This is a genomic window from Siminovitchia terrae (genome assembly GCF_003605405.2).
In the GTDB taxonomy this organism is placed as follows: Bacteria; Bacillota; Bacilli; order Bacillales; family Bacillaceae_C; genus Siminovitchia; species Siminovitchia terrae.
In genome coordinates this window covers 17,731-38,950 of the sequence record NZ_QYTW02000026.1, presented here as the reverse complement: position 1 = coordinate 38,950, position 21,220 = coordinate 17,731, and the positions used below count along the sequence as shown (strand labels likewise).

Here is a 21,220-nt window from a genome sequence, read left to right as displayed (position 1 = left end):
TTGCCCCAGACTTTTTTCAACTTGAGAGTGAATGATTGAAACTATTTAGGGGGCTATTCGTATACATGATAAATCATAAATGAGGATGAGTCAGATATGACCGAATATGAGAAAATTGTAATGGAAGAAATTCAAAAATGGAGGAGAAAAATAAACAAACGTTCAAGCCTTATGAACAGGATTTCTAAAAAGGCGCAAACGAAGGTAAATGAGTTCATCCCGGAAAAGTTCCATAAGATCATGACAGAAAGTATAAAAAACATGGTGAAAGCAACGCTTGTCGGTTCTGACTTTCTTACTAAAAAAAATCAGGCATCAGACATGAGGTTATTTGAACGGGACGAACTTGTTAAAAGAAAGCTGGATGGTTATCGGAAAACCGCGGTCATCGAAGGTGCGGGGACTGGAGCGGGCGGAATATTGCTTGGATTAGCGGATTTCCCATTACTCCTATCCATTGAAATGAAATTTCTATTTGAGGCGGCAGCTATTTATGGATTTGACACAAATGATTACTCTGAGAGACTGTTTATTCTTCATGTATTCCTGCTTGCTTTTTCCAGTGATGATACCCGTAAGAAAACGTTCAATATTATAGCAAATTGGGAAGAGGAAAAGGACCAGCTAGCTGATATGGATTGGCGCGAATTTCAACAAGAATATAGGGACTATATTGATTTAGTGAAAATGTTCCAACTAATACCAGGTTTTGGGGCCATTGTTGGTGCGTATGCCAATTATAACTTGCTAGATCATTTAGGTGAAACAGCCATGAATGCTTTTCGGTTTCGGTTATTAAATGAAAATTTAACTTCCTTCTGAAAGAAGTCTCCAACTTCTAAACGTGAAGGTGCAAAAGCACGAGTAAAAGTGGGAGATGAATTTAGGAGCAGCCTACTGTCTCTATTTTGTGCTATGAGTTATGATTGAGTAGCTCCATATTTGGCTTTTGTTGAAAGTGACGGTAAATAGTGTTTCGAACGCTTTCAATTGTTCAGGAGACTAGGGCTGCTCTGAAAGTCCTTCGGATCAAAGGTTGTTACACCAAAAAATAAAACGTCAGAACCGAAATAACTAACGCTTTGCGTTTTATTGGTTAAAAGGAAAGCTCTTCTAATGAAAACCTATTTTCATCGTAAAATATAGCCCCCATCGGGAAACAATGTGCTGCCCGTCGTATACGTGTTTGTCATCAAATAGATGACGGTATGGGCCGCCTCATCGGCTGTACCGACTCTGCCGGTCAGATTGACTCGAGCATATTCCTCGTAGGACTGCTCCCGCACTTCCTGCTCGGCTCCTTCCCAGTTAAACGACGTCCGAATCGTTCCTGGAGAAATCACATTAACCCGAACTGGGGCAAGCTCAACTGCCAGTGCTTTGCCGAGACTCTCGATTGCTCCGTTGCATGCAGCATAGGAGGCACCGTCCGCCGGAGGCCGCTGGCCAAACGCTCCTGACATTAAAACGATAGAACCGGTCGGTTTGATAAACGGCGCTGCATATTTCACGGAGTTATACTGCGGCCAGAATTTGGCGTCAAAACAGCTATGCGCCACTTCAGCGCTGGATGTGATCGGTCCTCTGACATACGAAGCGCCCGGTGTGAACAAATGCTCAAAGCTTCCGACCTGTTCAAAAAAATCTTGCAGTTGCTCTTCATCTCGGTTATTTAGTGGAAAGATATCGGCATGGGCCGGTCCGATTTCCCGCTTTGCATGTTCCAACTTTTCCAGTGAACGTCCAGCCAGAACAACCGAAGCCCCTAACTCAACGGCCTGCCGGGCCGTTGCCAGACCAATGCCCGAACTGCCACCGACGATGACGACGCGCTGATTTTCCAGAGAATATATAGACATATTTTCATTTACCACCTTTCTGCGAATAGATCATTTCCTTCGCTATTCTACTATTATTGGCCCAAAAAAAGCCGCTGCCAAGACGTCACTTTAATCGGACCAAGTACGAAAATTCGTACCTTTGTTTGCTGAGGGGGCTTTGCCACCACGATTCTTGGCAAAATAATCTTGGCAGGGTATGATAATAGCGAGGTGACAACATGATCAGAGATTTGAAGGAGCCGCGTCTTCAAGGGGTACTCACGACCCTAGAGATAATCGGTGGTAAATGGAAAACGCTTATTTTGTTCATTTTGTTGATCGACGGTACCCAGCGTTTCGGAGAGCTCATGCGCCTGATTCCGGATGTATCCCGGGGCACCTTGGCCAAGCAGCTTCGGGAACTGGAAGAAGCTAGGTTGATTGACCGCATCCTTTATCCTGAGGTTCCTCCGCGGGTTGAGTATCGGCTGTCCGATCATGGTCAAAGCATCGTTTCGGTGTTAGACGCAATGTGCGGCTGGGGACGACAGCACGATGCATATATTCGATCCCTGAAGAAGGTGAGTGGTCTTGCTGTATCCCCCCAAGCTGATCATATCGAGAGCTGTGATAACACAGACCGATTGCAGCCATAAATACAGGATTGGCCCATAGAAGAAGGACGACAGCTCTGTAAAGCTTCGCCCTTTTTTAGCGATGCCGAGTATTATCTCTTGAAAATTCCCACCAGAAATGGCTCGACTTTCAGATGCAGTTCCTTGTGAATTTTTCGAAAATTCCCTCCATCGTTTAAGTACCCCTCATGAAGTTCAATGCTGGTCATTTGTTAAAAATAAGGCAACTCAAATGTAAAGGGAAGTACTAATAAAAGTAAAGCAATTGGAAACCGTCGTGTCCCTTCTGACACACAGGACGTCATCGAACGGATCAAGCGCGCGGAAGCATCAAGCTGAAGTGCCTTTGCGGCACAACTAGTATAATGCTTCACTCGTCACAGAACACCTGAAGCATACAAAGAGGTACACTACATGATATGATTAAAGTCACCTTGGGGGCTGACAGCTTCCACATCAAAATTTGTTTTGGACTTGTCGCCTAGCATTGCGAGCCTTGTTCTTTTCTATAACTCTCAACTATTTGATTGACTCTTTTAAAACAGGTGCTATAATTAACTTAAGCAATAGTGATAATGATTATCATTCGCCGCTTAAATACATAGAAGATGTTTGGTGGGTGATCCGTGAAATTAAAAGTTTTGATACCAATATTATTGGTTTTATGCATTCTATCTTTATTTATAGGGGTCAGCGATATCACGCCTTTTGATCTGTTGGATCTTCAATCGGAGGAAACGCAGGTATTTCTAATCAGCCGCCTGCCAAGACTGTTGGCAATTATATTGGCAGGTGCAGGTATGAGCATTGCTGGTCTTATCATGCAGCAGTTGAGCCGCAATAAATTTGTTTCGCCGACCACAGCAGGTACGCTGGATGCCACGAGGTTGGGAATTCTTGTTTCGATGCTGTTGTTTGCCAATGCGACGATGCTGGAGAAAATGGCCGTATCCTTTGTCTTTGCGCTTGCAGGATCGCTTTTGTTCATGCAGATTCTTGACCGTATCAAATTTAAGGATGCGATCTTTATTCCACTGGTCGGTCTTATGTTTGGGAATATACTTTCATCGGTTACGACGTTTTTTGCATACCGAGCAAACGTAATACAAAATATGTCTGCCTGGTTGCAGGGGGACTTCTCCATGATTATGAAAGGACGATACGAGCTATTGTATGTAAGTATCCCCGTCCTTTTACTCGCATACCTCTATGCCAACCGGTTTACTGTTGCGGGCATGGGAGAAGATTTTGCAAAAAACCTTGGATTATCCTATAAACGCATTGTTAATATCGGATTAATCTTAGTTGCCTTAATTACAGCGACAGTTGTTTTAACAGTGGGTATGATTCCATTTCTTGGCTTGATCATTCCGAATATCGTATCGATTTTTAAAGGCGACCATCTTCAAAAAACTTTACCGCATACGGCTTTGCTTGGCTCCATATTCCTGCTCATATGTGACATATTGGGGCGTGTCCTCATTTATCCTTACGAGATATCGATTAGTTTAATGGTGGGAATTATCGGCAGCGCCATTTTCTTATATTTGCTGTTTAGGAGGAAGGCCTATGCGTAATTCAGTAAAGATGGGCATACTCTTCCTTGTCGCCTTGGGTCTTTGCCTGCTCTATTTGTTTCATGATTTGAATGGAAGCTTTGATTATGCATTACCTCGGCGGGTAATTAAAGTGCTTGCGATGGTAATAACAGGTGCAGCTATTGCATATGCAACGGTTATTTTTCAAACAATTACACATAATCGTATATTGACTCCAAGTATAATGGGTTTGGATTCTCTATATTTGCTCATTCAAACATTTTTCATTTTCTTTTTAGGCTCTGAACATATAACAGTTGTGAATAAACAGGTGAACTTTCTGTTATCAGTAGCGGCGATGATTATCTTTGCGCTACTACTTTATCGGTTTTTATTTAAAAAAGGGCAGCAGTCGATCTATTTCCTTCTTTTAATAGGAATTATCGTTGGTACATTTTTTCAAAGCATCAGTACCTTTTTGCAAGTATTGATCGATCCAAATGAATTTTTAATTGTCCAAGACCGTATGTTTGCAAGCTTTAACAATGTAAACAGCGATCTTGTATGGCTGTCGCTTCTGTTCATCGTGGGTGTTTTTGCGGTCGGATGGCGATCCGTCAGCAGCCTGGATGTAATGTCACTTGGCCGTGACACTGCTATAAATCTGGGGATTTCCTATGATAAAACAGCTAGGCAGATGCTTATACTGACTGCCATTCTGATTTCAGTTTCAACGGCGCTCGTCGGCCCGATCACTTTTTTCGGACTAATCGTCGCCAATCTGGCTTACCAGTTTTTCCACACGTACAAGCACCGCATTTTAATAAGCGGAGCCATCCTTTTGAGTGTTATCGCCCTCGTTGGAGGACAGTGGGCTGTGGAACGGGTGTTCACTTTTTCTACAACGTTAAGTGTTATTATTAATTTCGTTGGTGGCGTTTATTTTCTTTACCTATTGCTTAAGGAGAGTCGATCATCATGATTGAAGTCTTAGGATTGTCCAAATTTTACGGCAAAAATAAAGTGGTCGAAGATGTATCGGTTAAAATTCACAGTGGTCAGATTACGTCTTTTATAGGTCCAAATGGTGCAGGGAAATCAACCCTCTTATCAATGGTCAGCAGACTGCTGGATGCAGATACAGGCGATGTTCTGCTTGATCAGACTAATATGAGTAAAATGAAATCCAATGATCTATCCAAAAGGGTTTCCATTTTAAAACAATCAAACTTTGTGAATGTCAAACTGACAATTAGGGAGCTTGTGTCATTCGGGAGATACCCGTATTCAAAAGGCCGGTTGACAAAAGATGATCAACTTATGGTGGATCAGGCTCTTGAATATATGGAATTAATGGATATCCAAGATTCCTATCTGGATGAATTGTCAGGAGGCCAGCGTCAGAGAGCTTTCATTGCAATGGTTATCGCTCAGGATACAGATTACATCCTGCTGGATGAGCCACTTAACAACTTGGACATGAAACATTCAGTTCAAATTATGAAAATTTTACGGAGGCTTGTAGACGAGCTGGGTAAAACGGTTGTGATTGTCCTGCATGATATCAACTTTGCCTCTGTTTATTCCGATAGGATCGTAGCGATGAAAAACGGTAAAGTGGTAAAAGACGGTCCGACTGAAGAGATTATTCAGTCCGAAGCACTAAAAGAAATATACGATATGGATATTCCAATTAAAGACTTAAACAATTGCAGGATATGTGTGTATTTTAATTCGTAGACGAAGGAGTTTCTTGTAAAGTGAAAAAGTGGACATTATTTTTCATGCTTTTAATAGCGGCTGTTGTTTTTACAGCATGCGGAACAAAAGAAGAAAGCAAATCCGGCGAAAAAGACTCAAGTGGTGCGAAAGAACAAGCGGAAGAAATTACGATTAAACATGAATATGGCGAGGCAAATATTAAGGAAAACCCCAAAAATGTCGTTGTATTTGATTTCGGTGTACTTGACACCTTGGATGAATTAGGGGTTGAAGTGACAGGTGTGCCGCAAACTGCTATACCTTCTTATCTTGAAAAATATGCAGGAAAAGAATATACAAATGTAGGAAGCTTGAAGGAACCTGATTTTGAAGCTGTTCATGAACTAAATCCGGACGTCATCTTTATATCTGGCCGCCAGGCAGAGTTATATGATCAATTTGCCGAAATTGCACCTACAGTATATTTGGGAGTCGATTACGCCAAATACATGGAATCCTTTGAGGGTAATATGAACACCATCGGAGAAATTTTTGGTAAAGAAGACCAAGTCAAATCCGAGCTCGAAGATATTAACAAACAGATTTCTACTGTAAAAGAAAAAACGGAATCACTTGATAAAAAAGCCTTAATTGTTTTGGCAAATGAGGGTAAAGTGAGTGCTTATGGATCGAAGTCAAGATTTGGCTTGATTCACGATGTTGTTGGTTTTAAACAAGCTGATGAGAATATTGAAGTTTCCACACATGGTCAAGGTATTTCGTTTGAGTATATTTTAGAAAAAAATCCGGACATCCTTTTCGTCATTGACCGGAATGCAGCAATAGAAGAAAACGCTGAGCCTGCCAAAAAAACGATCGAAAATGATTTAGTGAAAAAGACAACCGCATATAAGGATGGAAAAATCATTTACTTGGATGCAGACTACTGGTATCTTTCCGGTGGAGGACTGAAATCCATGAAAGAAATGGTTAAAAGTGTAGAACAAGCTTACTAATGGAGAAAGCCGTTGCAATGGATGCAGCGGCTTTTAAAGTATTTGAAAGTGCAGCTAACAAGGTATTCGGCAATGTTGAGAGGTTATTTTCTTGGTAATCATAATCAGTTCAACGTACAAAAAGGCAGTCCTAAGATAAAAATCATAACCGTTTTTTTGTTTTGGCATCTCAGACTGCATTTTACAACCTCGGATTAATTCCTGCCCAGCTCAGAATATATTCTTAAATTTTGGATCAGGTAGCGTCTGGCTCAAACTGTATTTTAACAACTTAGGGCAGAAGTCCCCTTCCTCAACGCAAAGCGTAGGTGGGGGATGAATGCTTGCCTTTGTTGGAATTTCTTAGGAACATTTGTTCCTTTTTTGTGTTATAATGAGACATATGTATCCTCATTATTCACGAGTGGAGGAAACGAAATGCTCCGTTGCATGAAAACTCTGTTTCGTGCAAGCAAGGAAACCATTGACCGACTGTTCGAGTGCAACCGCGTATCAGGCGAAGTGTGGAACTTCTGTCTCTCCCTTGCCAAAGAACNATGAAAACTCTGTTTCGCGCAAGCAAGGAAACCATTGACCGACTGTTCGAGTGCAACCGCGTATCAGGCGAAGTGTGGAACTTCTGTCTCGCCCTTGCCAAAGAAACCCATTTGAAAACAGGAAAATGGATAACAAAAAGCGAGTTGCAAAAAAGGTCAAAAGGAATCTTCCCTATTCATTCTCAATCCGTGCAGGCGGTTTGTCATAAGTATTTGTTCGCACGGGATGCGGCACTAAAAGCAAAAAAAGCGGGCCATAAAACAAAATACCAGTATAAAAAGAAAACGTACTTCAATACAAAGTGGGCGAACAACGGCTTCAAAGTATTTGAGAACGGAAAAATCGAGTTATCCATGGGCATTTTTGAAGGGAGAAGGCAAAAACCTCTGAATATTTGGGTGAAAGAATTGCCAAAAGGGAAAGCAATACGACACAACCATGTCCTTGTTGTGCGAAGAAAAGTTGTACTTGCGGTTATACCAATCACCGTGATATTCACGGGGTATCGAATTTCTTCGCAAAAACGTTTACGGGGAAATCAGGGAACTTGATTTTCTCCTAAACCATACAACGTATCTACGGATTGCCTAAGGTCAGGAAGTAGTAGAAGGTCAGTTCCGACCCAGTTTATCTAAGGATAGGCTGTTGCCTAATGTCGTTGGCAAAATGAATTCCTGCGGCTTACCGCAAAAGATGGGTGTCACCCGCCTGTCTTGTTGGAAGCTTTTTGTCGATTGGTTAGGAAACCTCCACTTCAAAAATGGGTGCTTTAAATGGTGGGAGGTTCATGCCGGGCAAAATGGGAATCGGTCCGGAAGTAATCATAACTGTTTCTATATTTTGTGCAGAAACAACGGAGCAATCTCGCAATATCGCACGCAGCTCGATCATTTGGGGGATCCAAAAAGAAAAGGGTGAAGGAAAGAATGGCATCCCTTCTATTAAAGAAGCAGCAGAGGATCCATTATCAATACAAGAAAAAGAGTTAGTTGCAAAGATGGAAAAAAGAATGATCATTGGAAATCCAAAAGAAGTTAGGGAAAAAATACTTGAGTAACGGGAGAAATACAAGGCGGGAGAAGTCATGATCAATACGAATCCCTTCTCCATTGATGACAGAATTAAATCTTATCAGTTGATTTCCAAAGAACTACTCTTTCCATAAGGAATAATTTTCGCTACCTGTTACATGATAAAAGAAAAATGTCAGGAAGTGATTAAAAGTGGACTTAAATCGGGTTAAGCAAATTTTATCTTCATCAGCGGATATTGATGTGAAATATAATGGTGTCTCTGTGTGGATTGATCATATTAATGAAGATGGCAAAACAGCAACTGTCCATTTGCGGGGACCGAACAAATTTGAAGAAAGGTCTTATGCTGAAATATCGCAATTGGAAGAGGAATAATGAATTGCCGTCCGGTCGGGCGGCAAATTTTTATTCGTTGATGGATCAAAAGTTCTATATAATTATGTTAACATTTAACTTCATTCAGCAGAAGTCTCCCACTTCTGTAAGTGGTGAGATGAATGCCTATTGGTATTCCATTCAGTGGGGGTTCAAACCCCGGCTGAATAAAGTCAAAGCCTCCGACGGATGCCACAGATTTTATCGAGCGAAGCTCGATAAAATCTGGGCGCAAATACGCCAAGGCGAATTTGATAATATCTATAATTACCTCTACATTATCTGCTCCGTGAGGGCCTCTTTTCGAAAAAATCTATTGGAAAGCGGCTTCTATCATTCCCAAGAATGACGGATGACTGAGGCGCTGATAATCCTAAAAACGCTCCGGATAAAGCAATTTCCTGCAGGTTTGTTTTCTCATCAACAAAAGTGACTCTGAATAATGGACTTCATTGTCAATTTCATGTCTTGGAAGCTGAAGAAATTATTCCTTATTTTTTTAGTATCTGGCTGATGTGCTAATCATAAATAGTGGAATGGATGGGGGAATGGCCTTGGATTTTACCGTAGAACAAATTGTTTTTATATTATCAATTTTGCTGATAGTTGGCATGTTGACAGCAAGTTTTCCTCACGTCTTGGAGTACCGTCGCTGGTCTGATTTATTCTAATAGGAATGGGATTGAATCGTTTCTTTTATTTTGACAACGTCGAATTGACCATTTTGGTAGGAACGATTGCATTGGTCCTTATTTTATTTGATGGCGGGATCAATACGAAATGGAAAGACATGAAGAGGGTTATCGTTCCAGCGGGTTCGCTTGTGACTCTTGGTGTTGGTTCTTACTACCGTTATTATGGGGACTTTTGCAAAATACATTTTAGGCTTTAGTTGGCTCGAAGGCCTTCTGGTAGGAGCCATTGTAGGTTCAACTGATACCGCTGCTGCCTTTTGCGCTTTGGGTGAAAGGAACATTCGATTTAAGTTGAAGACTACATCGGAAGCGGAGTCTGCCTCCAATGACCCGATGGCAATCTTTTTGACCGTTTCTTTGATTGAATTGATTCAAACACCAGGATCTTCCTATTTTCAACTTTTGCCAAACTTCTTCTGGCAAATGGGATTAGGACTCGTTTTGGGCTTGCTCTTTGGCAAGGCTTCGGTTTGGGTCATTAATCAGATCAACCTTGATTCTTCAGGACTCTATCCTGTACTTGCATTGTCATTTGCAGCGTTGGCATACGACGTAACAAGTTTACTTCATGCCAGCGGTTTATTGGCTGGATATGTGATGGCAATCATCGTTGGAAATTCTGACTTGACCTATCGTCATTCTATTGTCCGTTTTCATGAAGGATCTGCATGGATGATGCAAATTACCATGTTCATATTGCTTGGCCTTTTTGTTTTCCCGTCAGTGCTTTTAAAAGTTACATGGCAGGGGCTGCTGCTTTCGTTCCTTTTTATGCTTGTGGCAAGGCCGTAGTGTTTTTATTACGATGTTGTTTATGAAATACACGTTTGGAGAAAAGCTGCTTATTTCATGGGCAGGGTTTCGTGGTGCTGTTCCTGTTGTTTTGGCTACCTATCATTAGTCGCCGGCATTGAAAACAGTATGCTGATGTTTAACGTTGTATTCTTTGTCGTTTTGACGTCTTTTACAGGGAGCAACAATCACGCCACTTGCAAGAGCATTGGGTTTATCGGAGGGGAACAAAGTGTCGATACCACACAGTATTGAATTGGTTTCAATCGGTAAAGCCAAAAATGAAATGATGGAAATTATTCTTGAAGATCATGCTTTATTGGCAGGAAAAAAATAAAAGAAATAGAGCTTCCGGAGGAATCGCTTATTTCCGTCATCATCAGAGGAGACAAGCTCGTTACTCCAAGAGGGGATACAACGCTGCAAGGGAACGACATATTGTATATTCATGTTGCGAAGAAAAAACGTGAAAAAATAAAAGCAATATTCCAGAAAGTCATCCCGGAATTCATGCCTGATCCTGAATCCAAGGAAGATGCCACCTAATAAGTAAGAAACGCTGCCGCAGCAGCGTTTTATTCAAGCGCCGGATTTGTTCTCGGTGCTTTTTTTTCTTTTTCTGGCTTGATGGCCATAAACGCTAGAATTGCCGAAACAGCACTTAATCCAGCCAATAGGAGGATCATACTTTTACTTCCTTGAACCATCATGATCGCAATGACAGGAGGTCCTGCTGCAACTCCCGCAAATCTCATGGAACTAAATATTGAAGTGATTGTTCCGCGCATTTCTTTTTCAATACTTTGGGTCAAAATAGCGTCAAGGCAGGGAAGAGCAGCTCCGATTCCAATTCCACACAGCGAAAAAATAGTAATTAAAAAAATGAATTTTTTCGACAACAACACAGCGATAATCATACCTCCCATTAAAACCATTCCGAAAAAAGAAGTCCATTTCATTCGTGACAGACTGTCTTTAATCCATTTGCCGGCAGTAAAAGAGGCAATACAAAGTGAGGCAAGAGGAATTGCAAGCAAAAGTCCCTTTTTGATGCCATCAAATCCATAGTCATCTTCCAAAATGGAAGATAAGTAAAAAAGCATGCCAAAAAGCACGAACATAAGAATGGCCCCAATGATGAACACGGCAGTAAGCCAACGCCAGTGTTCCTTAAAAATAATTTTTATATTCTTAAGGAATCTTCCAAATGAGAGTTTATGCTGATCTCCTTTTGGCTTCTTTACCAAGATCATGATTAATAAAACGGAAATAAGCGAAAACACAGGTATGGACAAAAATGGAAGGAACCAAAAGATTCCGGCAAGGAAAGAGCCTAGAATGGGACTCATTACTTTTCCAAAGGTGTTGGATGTTTCCACTACGCCTAGGGTAGCACTTACGTCCTTATCCCTTTTGAACATATCACCTATGAGAGGAAGTACGATAGGGAAGGCTCCTGCTGCTCCCACCCCCTGTAAAATTCTTCCGGACAGAATCATGAAATAAGGTGAATCCATTTTCCATGCTGCCCATCCTGAAATAAGTCCCCCGATTCCTGTAATGATCAAGGACGGGATGATGATGACTTTTCTGCCAAATTTATCTGATAAAAATCCAGCTATAGGAATTAAAAAGATAGCCACTATTGAATAGACAGTGATGATAAGACTAGATTGCAGCTTTGTGATATCAAGCTTTTTTTCCATTAAGGGCAATACCGGAATAAGCATGGAGTTGCCCAATGTCATAATAAGAGGAATAGATGCGATGGATACAATGGCCCACTTTTTTTCTGCCAGCTCACTATCTGAACGGCCAAATTCCAACTTGTCAAATGTTGTCATGCTTTTTCCTTTCAGAGTATGGTATCAGTATTAATATGGCTTGACTTTTACTTTTTATCACAACATTTTTCAGGAAAACGGCTCTATAATTTTTCAGAGATATCCACCTCAGTATATTGCATGTCGACGTTTTTGGGGATTTGCACTTCAAGAATAAGGTCTTTCACCAATGCTGTGGCACCTTTCCTTTTGACGAGGCATGGCAGAGTGATCGTATGTCGATCTCCCATTTCATGAAAATTTTCAATGATGGCTTGATTGGATGTATGGAAAAATTTCAGTTGTTTTTGCTGTTCTTCGCTTTGTAACTTTATTCGTATGAACACATAATCAAATGTTTCAAAAACATCCACATCTGGCTTGGCTTGTTGGCCCTGATTAGTGGTTGAGGCATTAAAGGGGTTTGCTGTTTCTGTTTCAGCTGAGTTTTCCCACTGGGAGGGGATATACTTTTTGATCATTTCATTGACATACGACTGGATATCGTTTGGCTTCATTTGCTCAGTCATCTTTTTTAAATCCTCATTAAATGGAAATTTTCCCCACGGAAACACTCAACCACCCCCCTGAATAAATCATAATAGTATATGCGTAACGCGGATGCGTGTAACAATCGAGACTAAAGGTAAAAAATTAGAGCCATTATATTTGAATTTTTCTCGAAGAGTAGTAAGATTGTATATGGAAAAATTGACACAAAAATGTAACAGGTTCATGATGAAACTTTGTTAAAAGGTGAGCATAGACCAGGCTACATGCAGAATATGACCGAATTTGTCTAAAAGATGACATTTATCTTTTACTAAATTGTTTGCAGTGATAAAATGGAATTGCACTTGAGATTTGATTAGATTGACCTACGTTTTTTTGACCGGAATTAAAAAAATAACCGGTTTAAAAATAAATTAAGAGCTTCATGATGGAGGTTTTTAACAAATGAGCAGACAAGCGTCTTATCAAGATTCGCCTTGGGCACAGTTTTCAGGACCGAATCTTGGTTATGTAATGGAGTTGTATGAACAATACCTCAAAGATCCTGACAATGTCGATCCTGAAATGAGGGCGGCTTTTGATCAATGGGGGGCGCCGGCTACAGCGAAGCAGGTTGAAACAACTGAAGGGCAGGCTGATGTCTCATTCCAAATGCCTGCGACACACAACCGATTGAGCAAACTTGTTGCCGCGGTCAAATTTGCGGATAATATTCGTACCTATGGCCACCTGATAGCGGACATCAATCCGATCCGCCGAAAGGAAAAGAATACGAGAAGGCTTGAACTTTCTGAATATAATTTGACCGAACAAGATTTAAAACAAATTCCGGCATCATTTATTTCTCCTAATGCTCCATCTAATTTAAAAGACGGGCTTGATGCAATCAATCATTTAAAAGAAGTATATACAAAAAAACTTGCGTTTGAATATAATCATGTCCATGAATTGGACGAAAGGAACTGGCTGCAGCAAAAAATCGAAGAAAGCGGTTATTATGCAGGGCTAAGTAAAGAAAGAAAAATCAATTTATTTACGCGCCTTGCTGAAGTAGAGGGTTTTGAAAAATTCATTCATCGTACATTTGTAGGTCAAAAACGATTTTCTGTGGAAGGATTGGAGACGCTGATTCCTTTAATGGATGAAGTCATCAGTCTAGCTGTGGAAACCGGTACCAGGACTGTAAATATCGGAATGGCGCACAGAGGCCGTCTAAATGTTTTGGCCCATGTACTTCAAAAACCATATAAATTGATTTTCTCTGAATTTCAACAAGCACCCAATAAAGAACTCATTCCTTCTGAAGGTTCAATTGGCATCACATATGGATGGACTGGAGACGTGAAATACCACCTTGGTGCTGACAGAAAGTTGAAGCGCGGTACGACTGCAACGACCAGAATCACGCTTGCCAATAACCCAAGTCATCTAGAAGTTATCAACCCTATCGTGGACGGGTTTACACGTGCGGCTCAGGAAGACCGCAATGTACAGGGCTATCCAAAACAAGACTTGGACAACTGTCTTGCGATCGTTGTTCACGGTGATGCAGCTTTCCCCGGTGAGGGAATCGTTCAGGAGACTCTGAATATGGGGCGCTTGAAGGGCTACAATACAGGCGGCTCCATACATATTATTGCTAATAACATGATTGGATTTACAACCGAAAGCAGCGACTCGCGCTCGACTTTGTATGCATCAGACGTCGCAAAAGGTTTTGAAATCCCGATTGTTCACGTAAATGCGGACGATCCAGAGGCAGTACTGGCTGCATCCGTCTTAGCACATGAATACCGCCAGGCTTTCCACAAGGACTTTATTATCGATTTGGTCGGCTACCGTCGCTTTGGTCATAATGAAATGGATGAGCCGATGGTTACCAATCCGCTTATGTACAATATCATTAAGAACCATCCTACCTCTAAAGAAGTCTATGCGGAAAAATTGGTCCAAGAGGGACTTCTGACAAAAGAAGAAATTGACAAGGTTGATAAGGAAGTACAATCAAACCTGCAAAAGGCATATGATAATCTTCCTAAAGTGAATGGCAATCCGGATATAGTCATGAACCCTCCAAAAAATGTTGTGAAAAAGCTTCCAAAAATCAATACTTCAGTTAATATTGATGATTTGGAAACGATCAACAGGGAACTGATTACATGGCCGGAAGATTTCAATGTTTTTCCTAGGCTTGAGCGGATATTGAAGAGAAGATCGGATGTAATTACTGAAAAAGGAAGAATAGATTGGGCGCATGCTGAGGCTCTTGCTTTCGGATCCATCCTGAAGGATGGTACCCCATTAAGAATGACAGGGCAAGATTCACAGCGGGGTACCTTCGCACAAAGGAATCTTGTGTTACATGATATAAAAACCGGCGAAGAATATATTCCAATGCATCACTTATCCGGTGCGAATTCATCATTTGCCTTATATAATAGTTCATTGACCGAAGGCGGGGTAGTTGGATTTGAATACGGCTATAATGTCTTTGCTCCAGAAACCCTGGTTATTTGGGAAGCTCAGTTCGGTGACTTCGCCAATATGGCACAAGTATATTTTGACCAATTCATCGCTTCCGGCAGGGCTAAGTGGGGACAGAAATCAGGGTTAATCATGCTCTTGCCGCACGGTTATGAAGGCCAGGGACCGGAACACTCAAGCGGTCGAGTGGAGAGATTCCTGCAGAGTGCTGCAGAAAACAACTGGATTGTTGCCAACTTATCTAATGCTGCTCAATACTTCCATATCTTAAGAAGACAAGCAGCGATCTTGAACAAAGAAGAAGTTAAGCCGCTTGTCATCATGACGCCGAAGAGCTTACTCCGTCATCCGCTGGCTTCTGTGGAAGTTAAGGAATTAACGGAAGGATCGTTCAAGTCCGTCATAGAACAGCCTGGCTTGGGAGAAAGCTATGATGCGGTTGAGAGGATTGCGCTTTGCAGTGGTAAAATAGCGATTGATTTGGAAGAGCAGTTGAAAGATGAAAAAGATGTGGATTGGCTTCATATTTTAAGGGTCGAGGAGCTCTATCCGTTCCCGAAAAAAGAAATTGCAGATATTATATCAAGATACCCGAATCTGAAGGAAATTGTTTGGGTGCAGGAGGAGCCGAAAAATATGGGCGGCTGGCTTCACGTTATTTCTTATATAAGAGAAATCAGGCCTGAAGGTGTTGATATAAAATACGAAGGACGCCGGAGACGGTCAAGCCCAGCAGAGGGTGATCCAACTGCTCATAGAAAAGCCCAGAGCCGTATTGTGCAGTCCGTGTTTACAAAATCAGAGTGATTCTTTGAAGATAGAAAAACATTAGGAAACTGGATTAATTAATGAAATAGATGGTATGTCTAGCTGCAGGCGCCATCGGCTCGAGGTCACAAGTCAAATTGCTGTGGTGGCTAAGGAACTGCCTCCTCGCAATTCGCCTTGTGCTTGTCGCCTAAGGCTGCGCGCCTTTCGCTTTTCTTATATCATCCGCAAACATTAGAGGAGGAAATAAAGTGGCCGAAATCAAAGTACCTGAACTTGCAGAATCTATTATGGAAGGGACAATCGCCCAATGGTTGAAAAAGCCAGGCGATTATGTTGAAAAAGGAGAATATATTGTAGAGCTTGAAACTGATAAGGTAAATGTTGAGATCATTTCTGAAGAAGCTGGAGTTCTTAAAGAGCTAAAAGCGGAGGAAGGCGAAACAGTTAACGTCGGAGATGTAATCGCAATTGTCGATGGAAGTGCCTCAGCGGGTGTTACTGCTTCGGAAGCTGCACCTGAGGTGCCAAAAGCTGAAAATGTTGAACCTGCTCAGCCTGCAGCTGCACAGCAAGAGGAAAAGCAGGAGACAGAATCAAAAGATCGCCCAATTGCTTCTCCGGCAGCTCGCAAATTAGCTCGAGAAAAAGGCATCGATTTAACAGAGGTCCCAACTGTCGATCCGCTTGGGAGGGTACGTAAACAAGATGTCGAAGGCTATTCAAATCAGCCTAAGCAGCCTGCTGCGGCTCCAGCTCCTCAAGCAAAGCCTGCTGCTGTTGTTCAGGAAGAGCCTGGGAAACCTGTTGAACGCGTAAAACTTTCTCGCCGCCGCCAAACAATTGCAAAGAGACTGGTTGAAGTTCAGCAAACGGCTGCAATGTTGACTACATTCAATGAAATCGATATGACAGCAGTTATGGAATTGCGTAAACGCAAGAAGGACAAGTTCTATGAAGAGCATGACGTAAAACTTGGCTTCATGTCATTTTTCACCAAAGCGGTTGTAGCAGCATTGAAAAAATATCCTGCGGTCAATGCGGAGCTGCAGGAAGACGAGCTTGTTTATAAGAAGTTTTATGATATCGGAGTAGCTGTTTCTACTGACGAAGGTCTTGTTGTACCAGTTATCCGGAACTGTGACCGCAAAAACTTCGCTGAAATTGAGGATGATATCCTTAAAGTAGCAAAAAAAGCGCGTGATAATAAATTGGCACTCAGCGATTTACAAGGTGGAACATTTACGATAACAAACGGTGGTGTGTTTGGTTCTTTATTATCTACCCCTATTTTGAACGGAAGCCAAGTGGGTATACTCGGCATGCATACTATTCAGACAAGACCTGTGGCTATTGATGCGGAAAGAATGGAAAATCGTCCGATGATGTATGTAGCGCTATCATATGACCACCGTGTCATTGATGGAAAAGAAGCGGTTGGATTCCTAGTCACAATTAAAAAGCTACTTGAAAATCCTGAAGACCTTCTTCTTGAAGGATAATCATACCAAAAAGACCACTCCGTGATGTGCACCCCAAAAGTTAGACTAATCAATTCTAACTTTTGGGGTGTTTTTGTGTTATAAAGCAATATTTCAGGATAATTCCAAGCATCAGAGGATACGGTTTTCATGTCCAAACTTTTCAATAGTGCTTCTAAGCATTTCATTCTTGGCTTCATCCCTAAAAATAATAAAATATCGGTTCTCAAAAATGAATAGTCTTATAGGGAAGAAGCAAAAAGGAGTGACAATATTGACTGTTACAGTACAGGAACTTAAGTTTGAGCATGAGTTTTGGCTGCAGGTACTTGGAGATCATTCAAGATTTATTTTGGAGTCATTAAGCTTTGTTGAAAGCAGAGATATTGATCAGGCAAAGGAGTTTAAAAGAATATTCGATGGATTGCTCCAGGAAGCGAGAAGGCAAAATGATTTGAAAGGTTTAGTGACATTGACTGAAAAAGCGGCAGGTCATGTTGCTCATTTTAAAAACTTTAAACTTTCCTTATTGAAAAGGAGCCTTGTAAAACAGATAAAGATTCATTTGTCTCCAACATTCATTAACCACATGATTAATGAATTGGAGGAGTATGAAAGGATTATCAGCTTTTTAAAAAAAGAGGAATCACCGCCGGTAGTGCATGAGATCCATCATCATTTGCTTTGGCTACAGGACGCATATGGTCATGCGGGGGCCATTAACGATAATATGGATTCTGTTGAAAAGAGGCTGAAAGAACAAAGTCAGTTATTTACCGAGCATTTCGAGGATTTTTATTTAAAAGCAGTTGAGTTAGCTGGGTATCTTCGGACAAAAATGTATGAATTTCCTGCGCTGGCGAGATTGAATAAGGATACTAAGCTGGAGATCGAAGCATTTCAAATGTTTTTAAATGAATTGCTGGAGCTTGAAATTTCTGCTAAAGCACTAGGGACCTTTCCTGCCTTAATGGCTGATCATATGTTTAGGGAAGAATGCTATTATTTATATAAACTGGCTGAATCTACTAAGGAAGGCACACCATCTTGCAATCCCGCCAAACCGCGGATTGAAAAGTGACAATCAAATGCGCCTTGGCGTATTTGCGCCCAGATTTTATCGAGCTCCGCTCGATAAATTTCCTCTGAAAATCTGTGGCATCCGCCGGAGACTTTGACTTTATTCAGCCGAGGTTTGAACTCCCACAGCATGGAATACCAATAGACATTCATCTCACCACTTACAGAAGTGGGAGACTTCTACTGAATGAAGTTAAATTTAATCCAATAACATGAAGATAATAAACTAAAAAGGCGTGCCATGTGGCACGCATCTTTTATATTCTTACGGATTTAATCCTCGTTTTTTTATTTCCATCTTCAATAAACGTATCCAATCGGCACCATGATCATTCTTTTTCGCATCTCGGTAGGCTGCAACTAACTGTTCATTGGTCATAATCTTCATGCTTGCAAAAACCTCCTCGGGAAATTGAATTTTCATTTTTTATTGTACCTGTTTTCGGGTAAATTTGAAAGCGTTTTATCGAATTTAATCTATCAAAATATGACAATTTACGAGATTTTTTTAATATAAAAAAAGGAGTCCCAGAGGGGGACCCCGTATAAGGTTTTATTTCATCGAAATCCAAACGCTTTTGACTTCAGTATAGTTATTCAGTGCATATGAACCCATTTCCCTGCCAAGTCCTGACTGCTTAAATCCGCCGAACGGAGAAGCTGCGTCAAAGGCGTTATAGCAGTTGACCCAAACAGTTCCGGCACGAAGACGGCTTGCCACGTAATGAGCATTTGCTACATCCCTTGTCCAAAGCCCGGCTGCCAGTCCATAGTCGGTTCTATTTGCACGCTCAATCAACTCGTCGAGATCTTCGAATGGCAATGCGGAAATGACTGGGCCAAAAATTTCTTCTTTGGCGATGGTCATCTCGTCATTAACATCCGCAAAAATGGTCGGCTCTACGAAATAACCTTGATCGTGCGGCTTTTGTCCGCCAGCAAGAAGTTCAGCACCTTCGCTTAGACCTTTTTCAATATAGTTCAATACCCGGTTTTGCTGCTCAGCTGAAACGAGTGGTCCCATTTCGGTATCCTGGTTTAAACCGGCACCTTGTTTAATGCTTTTCGCATGGGAGGCCATGTCGGCAACCACATTGTCAAAGTTTTTCTTTTGAATGAATACACGGGAACCAGCGGAGCATACTTGTCCTTGGTTGAACATGACACCGTTTAGCGCACCTGGAATCGCCTTGGTCAAATCCGCGTCAGGAAGGATGATATTAGGAGATTTTCCTCCAAGCTCCAAAGTAACGCGCTTAACTGTTTTGGCGCATTGTTCCATGATTTTCTTTCCAACTTCAGTGGACCCTGTAAACGCGATTTTGTTCACGTCAGGATGATTTACAAGTGTAGACCCTGCAGGCTCACCAAAGCCTGGTACAATATTAACAACACCCGGCGGGAATCCAGCTTCTTCAATGAGTTCAGCTAAGTATAAGGCGGAAAGCGGTGTTTGCTCCGCAGGCTTTAATACGACAGTGCATCCTGTGGCAAGAGCTGCCCCAAGCTTCCACATTGCCATCAACAAAGGGAAGTTCCAAGGAATGATCTGCCCAACGACACCTACAGCTTCGTGACGTGTGTAGTTAAAGAATGGCCCTGCTACAGGAATTGTTTGTCCTGTAATCTTTGTGGTCCACCCTGCATAGTAACGCAAATGTTCAATGGATAATGGAAGATCCGCATTCAGTGTTTCCCGGATCGGCTTTCCGTTATCAAGCGTCTCAAGCTGTGCGAGTTCCTCTTTGTTCTCTTCTAACAGGTCAGCAAGCTTATATATGAGTCTACCTCTTGCCGCAGCACTCATTTTGGACCATTTTCCTTCATCAAATGCTTTGCGTGCAGCTTTTACCGCACGATCTATATCTTCTGCGCCTGCTTCATATAAAGTAGCGAGTGTTTCTCCTGTCGCTGGGTTCGGAGTGTCAAAAGTTTTACCCTCCGCACTTTTAACAAACTCACCATTAATATAAAGATTCTTTGTCCCCTGTAAAAACTTTTCTACTTTCTCTTTTACATCCATTGTTACTTGGCTCATTGAATTCCTCCTTAAAGATAGTTTCCAAGGAAAAACAGGTAACCGCTTCCAATTATAAGTCTACTATGAATATATAGAATTTACAAATGAAATGGATAGAAAACTTATCTTCATAAAATGACAAGTTTCGAGAATAACAAAATTATTTGCCAATGATTATTATTTTTTTCTTACTATTTTCTTTTGAACATTCTATAATGAACATATTAAGAAAAAGATTGAAGGAGGGAATTTTATGTTTGATGAAAGAGCCGCGCTAAAGCTAAGATTGGAGCAAATGCAGGATGCGGAAGAGAGATTGCTAAGGGAGTTCCAAAAAGAAAGGGCTTTCATTTTTACGCGGTTGCGTGAACTTGATAGAGAGGAAGGTTTGGAAACATCCGCTAAGGAAGAGGAAACTCATTATCTGCCGCCCGTCAAAAACTATTTGGAAGCGCCGGATGATAATACTGAACAAAACTCCCCATCAAGAAGGGCCAGACCATCCCGGAGAAGCAAAACAACTAAAATGCGGGACACAGCTGTCTCAATTTTAAAAGTACAGTCTGCTCCCATCCGAGGCATTGAGTTAAAAAGGGCGATCGAAAAGCAGACGGGTCTTCAAATTGCCAACATGACAACATTTATGAATACGATTACAAAGGCAGATCCGAACATTATTAAAATAGGGCGTGGCCTATATACATACAGTCGGGAGCCGCAAGAATCGAAAACAATCTTTCTGGGTACTGACGAAATGAATGAAGCTACGAGCAGTGAACCATAAGCATGCTGAAACAGCACGCTTTTTTTCTTTGCCGCTTATTTGTTAAAATAGTGAAGAAGAAAATGAATTGCTAAAAAGGAAGGATTGTTCACGTTGAATCTTGTAGATCTGCCCAGTGATATTC

19 protein-coding genes and 2 pseudogenes are annotated in these 21,220 nt (G+C 41.4%); 15 read left to right on the top strand and 6 right to left on the bottom strand.

Annotated features, from left to right (window positions below):
- The first annotated feature begins 96 nt into the window (after positions 1–96).
- Positions 97–822 carry an EcsC family protein gene (locus D5F11_RS20110; protein WP_120118631.1) on the top strand — a complete coding sequence of 242 codons (726 nt, stop codon included), beginning with the start codon at positions 97–99 and terminating at the stop codon, positions 820–822.
- A 308-nt stretch (positions 823–1,130) separates the two neighbouring features.
- Here D5F11_RS20110 and D5F11_RS20105 read toward each other — a convergent pair whose 3' ends face one another.
- Entirely contained in the window at positions 1,131–1,859 is a 729-nt protein-coding gene (locus tag D5F11_RS20105; protein WP_120118630.1) for an SDR family oxidoreductase, read from the bottom strand.
- A 200-nt stretch (positions 1,860–2,059) separates the two neighbouring features.
- Here D5F11_RS20105 and D5F11_RS20100 point away from each other — a divergent pair.
- The 10 genes and pseudogenes from D5F11_RS20100 to D5F11_RS20055 all read left to right on the top strand — a co-directional run.
- Positions 2,060–2,386, top strand: a pseudogene (locus D5F11_RS20100) (winged helix-turn-helix transcriptional regulator); the annotation flags it as partial.
- A 695-nt stretch (positions 2,387–3,081) separates the two neighbouring features.
- A complete protein-coding gene (locus tag D5F11_RS20095; protein ID WP_120118628.1) occupies positions 3,082–4,032 on the top strand; it encodes an ABC transporter permease in 951 nt (316 codons plus the stop codon).
- Complete coding sequence (locus tag D5F11_RS20090; RefSeq protein ID WP_120118627.1) at positions 4,025–4,975, top strand: iron chelate uptake ABC transporter family permease subunit; 951 nt, start codon at positions 4,025–4,027, stop codon at positions 4,973–4,975. Before D5F11_RS20095 ends, D5F11_RS20090 begins: the two co-directional genes overlap by 8 nt.
- Entirely contained in the window at positions 4,972–5,733 is a 762-nt protein-coding gene (locus D5F11_RS20085; protein ID WP_120118626.1) for an iron ABC transporter ATP-binding protein, read from the top strand. Before D5F11_RS20090 ends, D5F11_RS20085 begins: the two co-directional genes overlap by 4 nt.
- Positions 5,734–5,753: 20 nt before the next feature.
- On the top strand, positions 5,754–6,710 hold the full coding sequence (locus tag D5F11_RS20080) for a siderophore ABC transporter substrate-binding protein (RefSeq protein ID WP_185830811.1): 957 nt from the start codon (positions 5,754–5,756) through the stop codon (positions 6,708–6,710).
- 536 nt (positions 6,711–7,246) lie between these two features.
- Complete coding sequence (locus D5F11_RS26795) at positions 7,247–7,798, top strand: hypothetical protein (RefSeq protein WP_185830810.1); 552 nt, start codon at positions 7,247–7,249, stop codon at positions 7,796–7,798.
- A gap of 236 nt (positions 7,799–8,034) precedes the next feature.
- A complete protein-coding gene (locus D5F11_RS20070; RefSeq protein WP_120118625.1) occupies positions 8,035–8,304 on the top strand; it encodes a hypothetical protein in 270 nt (89 codons plus the stop codon).
- Between the two features lie 166 nt (positions 8,305–8,470).
- Positions 8,471–8,656, top strand: coding sequence for an H-type small acid-soluble spore protein (locus D5F11_RS20065; protein ID WP_120118624.1), 186 nt, complete (start codon positions 8,471–8,473; stop codon positions 8,654–8,656).
- 4 nt (positions 8,657–8,660) lie between these two features.
- Complete coding sequence (locus tag D5F11_RS20060) at positions 8,661–9,005, top strand: hypothetical protein (protein ID WP_120118623.1); 345 nt, start codon at positions 8,661–8,663, stop codon at positions 9,003–9,005.
- Positions 9,006–9,204: 199 nt separating this feature from the next.
- Positions 9,205–10,689, top strand: a pseudogene (locus D5F11_RS20055) (potassium/proton antiporter).
- A gap of 29 nt (positions 10,690–10,718) precedes the next feature.
- Here D5F11_RS20055 and D5F11_RS20050 read toward each other — a convergent pair.
- Positions 10,719–11,987 (bottom strand): MFS transporter, encoded by a 1,269-nt coding sequence (locus D5F11_RS20050; RefSeq protein ID WP_120118622.1) that lies wholly within the window; start codon positions 11,985–11,987, stop codon positions 10,719–10,721.
- 83 nt (positions 11,988–12,070) lie between these two features.
- A complete protein-coding gene (locus D5F11_RS20045) occupies positions 12,071–12,541 on the bottom strand; it encodes an Hsp20/alpha crystallin family protein (protein WP_120118621.1) in 471 nt (156 codons plus the stop codon).
- A 382-nt stretch (positions 12,542–12,923) separates the two neighbouring features.
- Here D5F11_RS20045 and D5F11_RS20040 point away from each other — a divergent pair, with 382 nt between their 5' ends.
- From D5F11_RS20040 to D5F11_RS20030, 3 genes are all read left to right on the top strand, one after another.
- Positions 12,924–15,770 carry a 2-oxoglutarate dehydrogenase E1 component gene (locus D5F11_RS20040; RefSeq protein WP_120118620.1) on the top strand — a complete coding sequence of 949 codons (2,847 nt, stop codon included), beginning with the start codon at positions 12,924–12,926 and terminating at the stop codon, positions 15,768–15,770.
- 212 nt (positions 15,771–15,982) lie between these two features.
- Positions 15,983–17,233, top strand: coding sequence for a 2-oxoglutarate dehydrogenase complex dihydrolipoyllysine-residue succinyltransferase (odhB, locus tag D5F11_RS20035; RefSeq protein ID WP_120118619.1), 1,251 nt, complete (start codon positions 15,983–15,985; stop codon positions 17,231–17,233).
- Positions 17,234–17,486: 253 nt separating this feature from the next.
- Entirely contained in the window at positions 17,487–18,293 is an 807-nt protein-coding gene (locus tag D5F11_RS20030; RefSeq protein ID WP_244862215.1) for a DUF2935 domain-containing protein, read from the top strand.
- Here D5F11_RS20030 and D5F11_RS20025 read toward each other — a convergent pair.
- The 3 genes from D5F11_RS20025 to D5F11_RS20015 form a co-directional block, all read right to left on the bottom strand.
- Positions 18,215–18,445: a hypothetical protein gene (locus tag D5F11_RS20025; RefSeq protein WP_126646640.1), complete on the bottom strand. Its 231-nt coding sequence runs from the start codon at positions 18,443–18,445 to the stop codon at positions 18,215–18,217. The two genes, D5F11_RS20030 and D5F11_RS20025, sit on opposite strands and share 79 nt — an antisense overlap.
- A gap of 112 nt (positions 18,446–18,557) precedes the next feature.
- On the bottom strand, positions 18,558–18,680 hold the full coding sequence (gene sda / locus D5F11_RS20020) for a sporulation histidine kinase inhibitor Sda (protein ID WP_120118618.1): 123 nt from the start codon (positions 18,678–18,680) through the stop codon (positions 18,558–18,560).
- 165 nt (positions 18,681–18,845) lie between these two features.
- Positions 18,846–20,330: an aldehyde dehydrogenase family protein gene (locus D5F11_RS20015; RefSeq protein ID WP_120118617.1), complete on the bottom strand. Its 1,485-nt coding sequence runs from the start codon at positions 20,328–20,330 to the stop codon at positions 18,846–18,848.
- A 235-nt stretch (positions 20,331–20,565) separates the two neighbouring features.
- Here D5F11_RS20015 and D5F11_RS20010 point away from each other — a divergent pair, with 235 nt between their 5' ends.
- A complete protein-coding gene (locus tag D5F11_RS20010; protein ID WP_120118616.1) occupies positions 20,566–21,096 on the top strand; it encodes a Rok-like winged helix domain-containing protein in 531 nt (176 codons plus the stop codon).
- Positions 21,097–21,220 lie beyond the last annotated feature (124 nt).

Excerpts from the sequence above, each read along its gene's own strand:
- D5F11_RS20110 (WP_120118631.1), top strand. The coding sequence starts at position 97 with ATGACCGAATATGAGAAAATTGTAATGGAAGAAATTCAAAAATGGAGG.
- D5F11_RS20105 (WP_120118630.1), bottom strand. The coding sequence starts at position 1,859 with ATGTCTATATATTCTCTGGAAAATCAGCGCGTCGTCATCGTCGGTGGC.
- D5F11_RS20090 (WP_120118627.1), top strand. The coding sequence starts at position 4,025 with ATGCGTAATTCAGTAAAGATGGGCATACTCTTCCTTGTCGCCTTGGGT.
- D5F11_RS20085 (WP_120118626.1), top strand. The coding sequence starts at position 4,972 with ATGATTGAAGTCTTAGGATTGTCCAAATTTTACGGCAAAAATAAAGTG.
- D5F11_RS26795 (WP_185830810.1), top strand. The coding sequence starts at position 7,247 with ATGAAAACTCTGTTTCGCGCAAGCAAGGAAACCATTGACCGACTGTTC.
- D5F11_RS20070 (WP_120118625.1), top strand. The coding sequence starts at position 8,035 with ATGCCGGGCAAAATGGGAATCGGTCCGGAAGTAATCATAACTGTTTCT.
- D5F11_RS20050 (WP_120118622.1), bottom strand. The coding sequence starts at position 11,987 with ATGACAACATTTGACAAGTTGGAATTTGGCCGTTCAGATAGTGAGCTG.
- D5F11_RS20040 (WP_120118620.1), top strand. The coding sequence starts at position 12,924 with ATGAGCAGACAAGCGTCTTATCAAGATTCGCCTTGGGCACAGTTTTCA.
- D5F11_RS20025 (WP_126646640.1), bottom strand. The coding sequence starts at position 18,445 with ATGAATGTCTATTGGTATTCCATGCTGTGGGAGTTCAAACCTCGGCTG.
- sda (WP_120118618.1), bottom strand. The coding sequence starts at position 18,680 with ATGAAGATTATGACCAATGAACAGTTAGTTGCAGCCTACCGAGATGCG.
- D5F11_RS20015 (WP_120118617.1), bottom strand. The coding sequence starts at position 20,330 with ATGAGCCAAGTAACAATGGATGTAAAAGAGAAAGTAGAAAAGTTTTTA.
- D5F11_RS20010 (WP_120118616.1), top strand. The coding sequence starts at position 20,566 with ATGTTTGATGAAAGAGCCGCGCTAAAGCTAAGATTGGAGCAAATGCAG.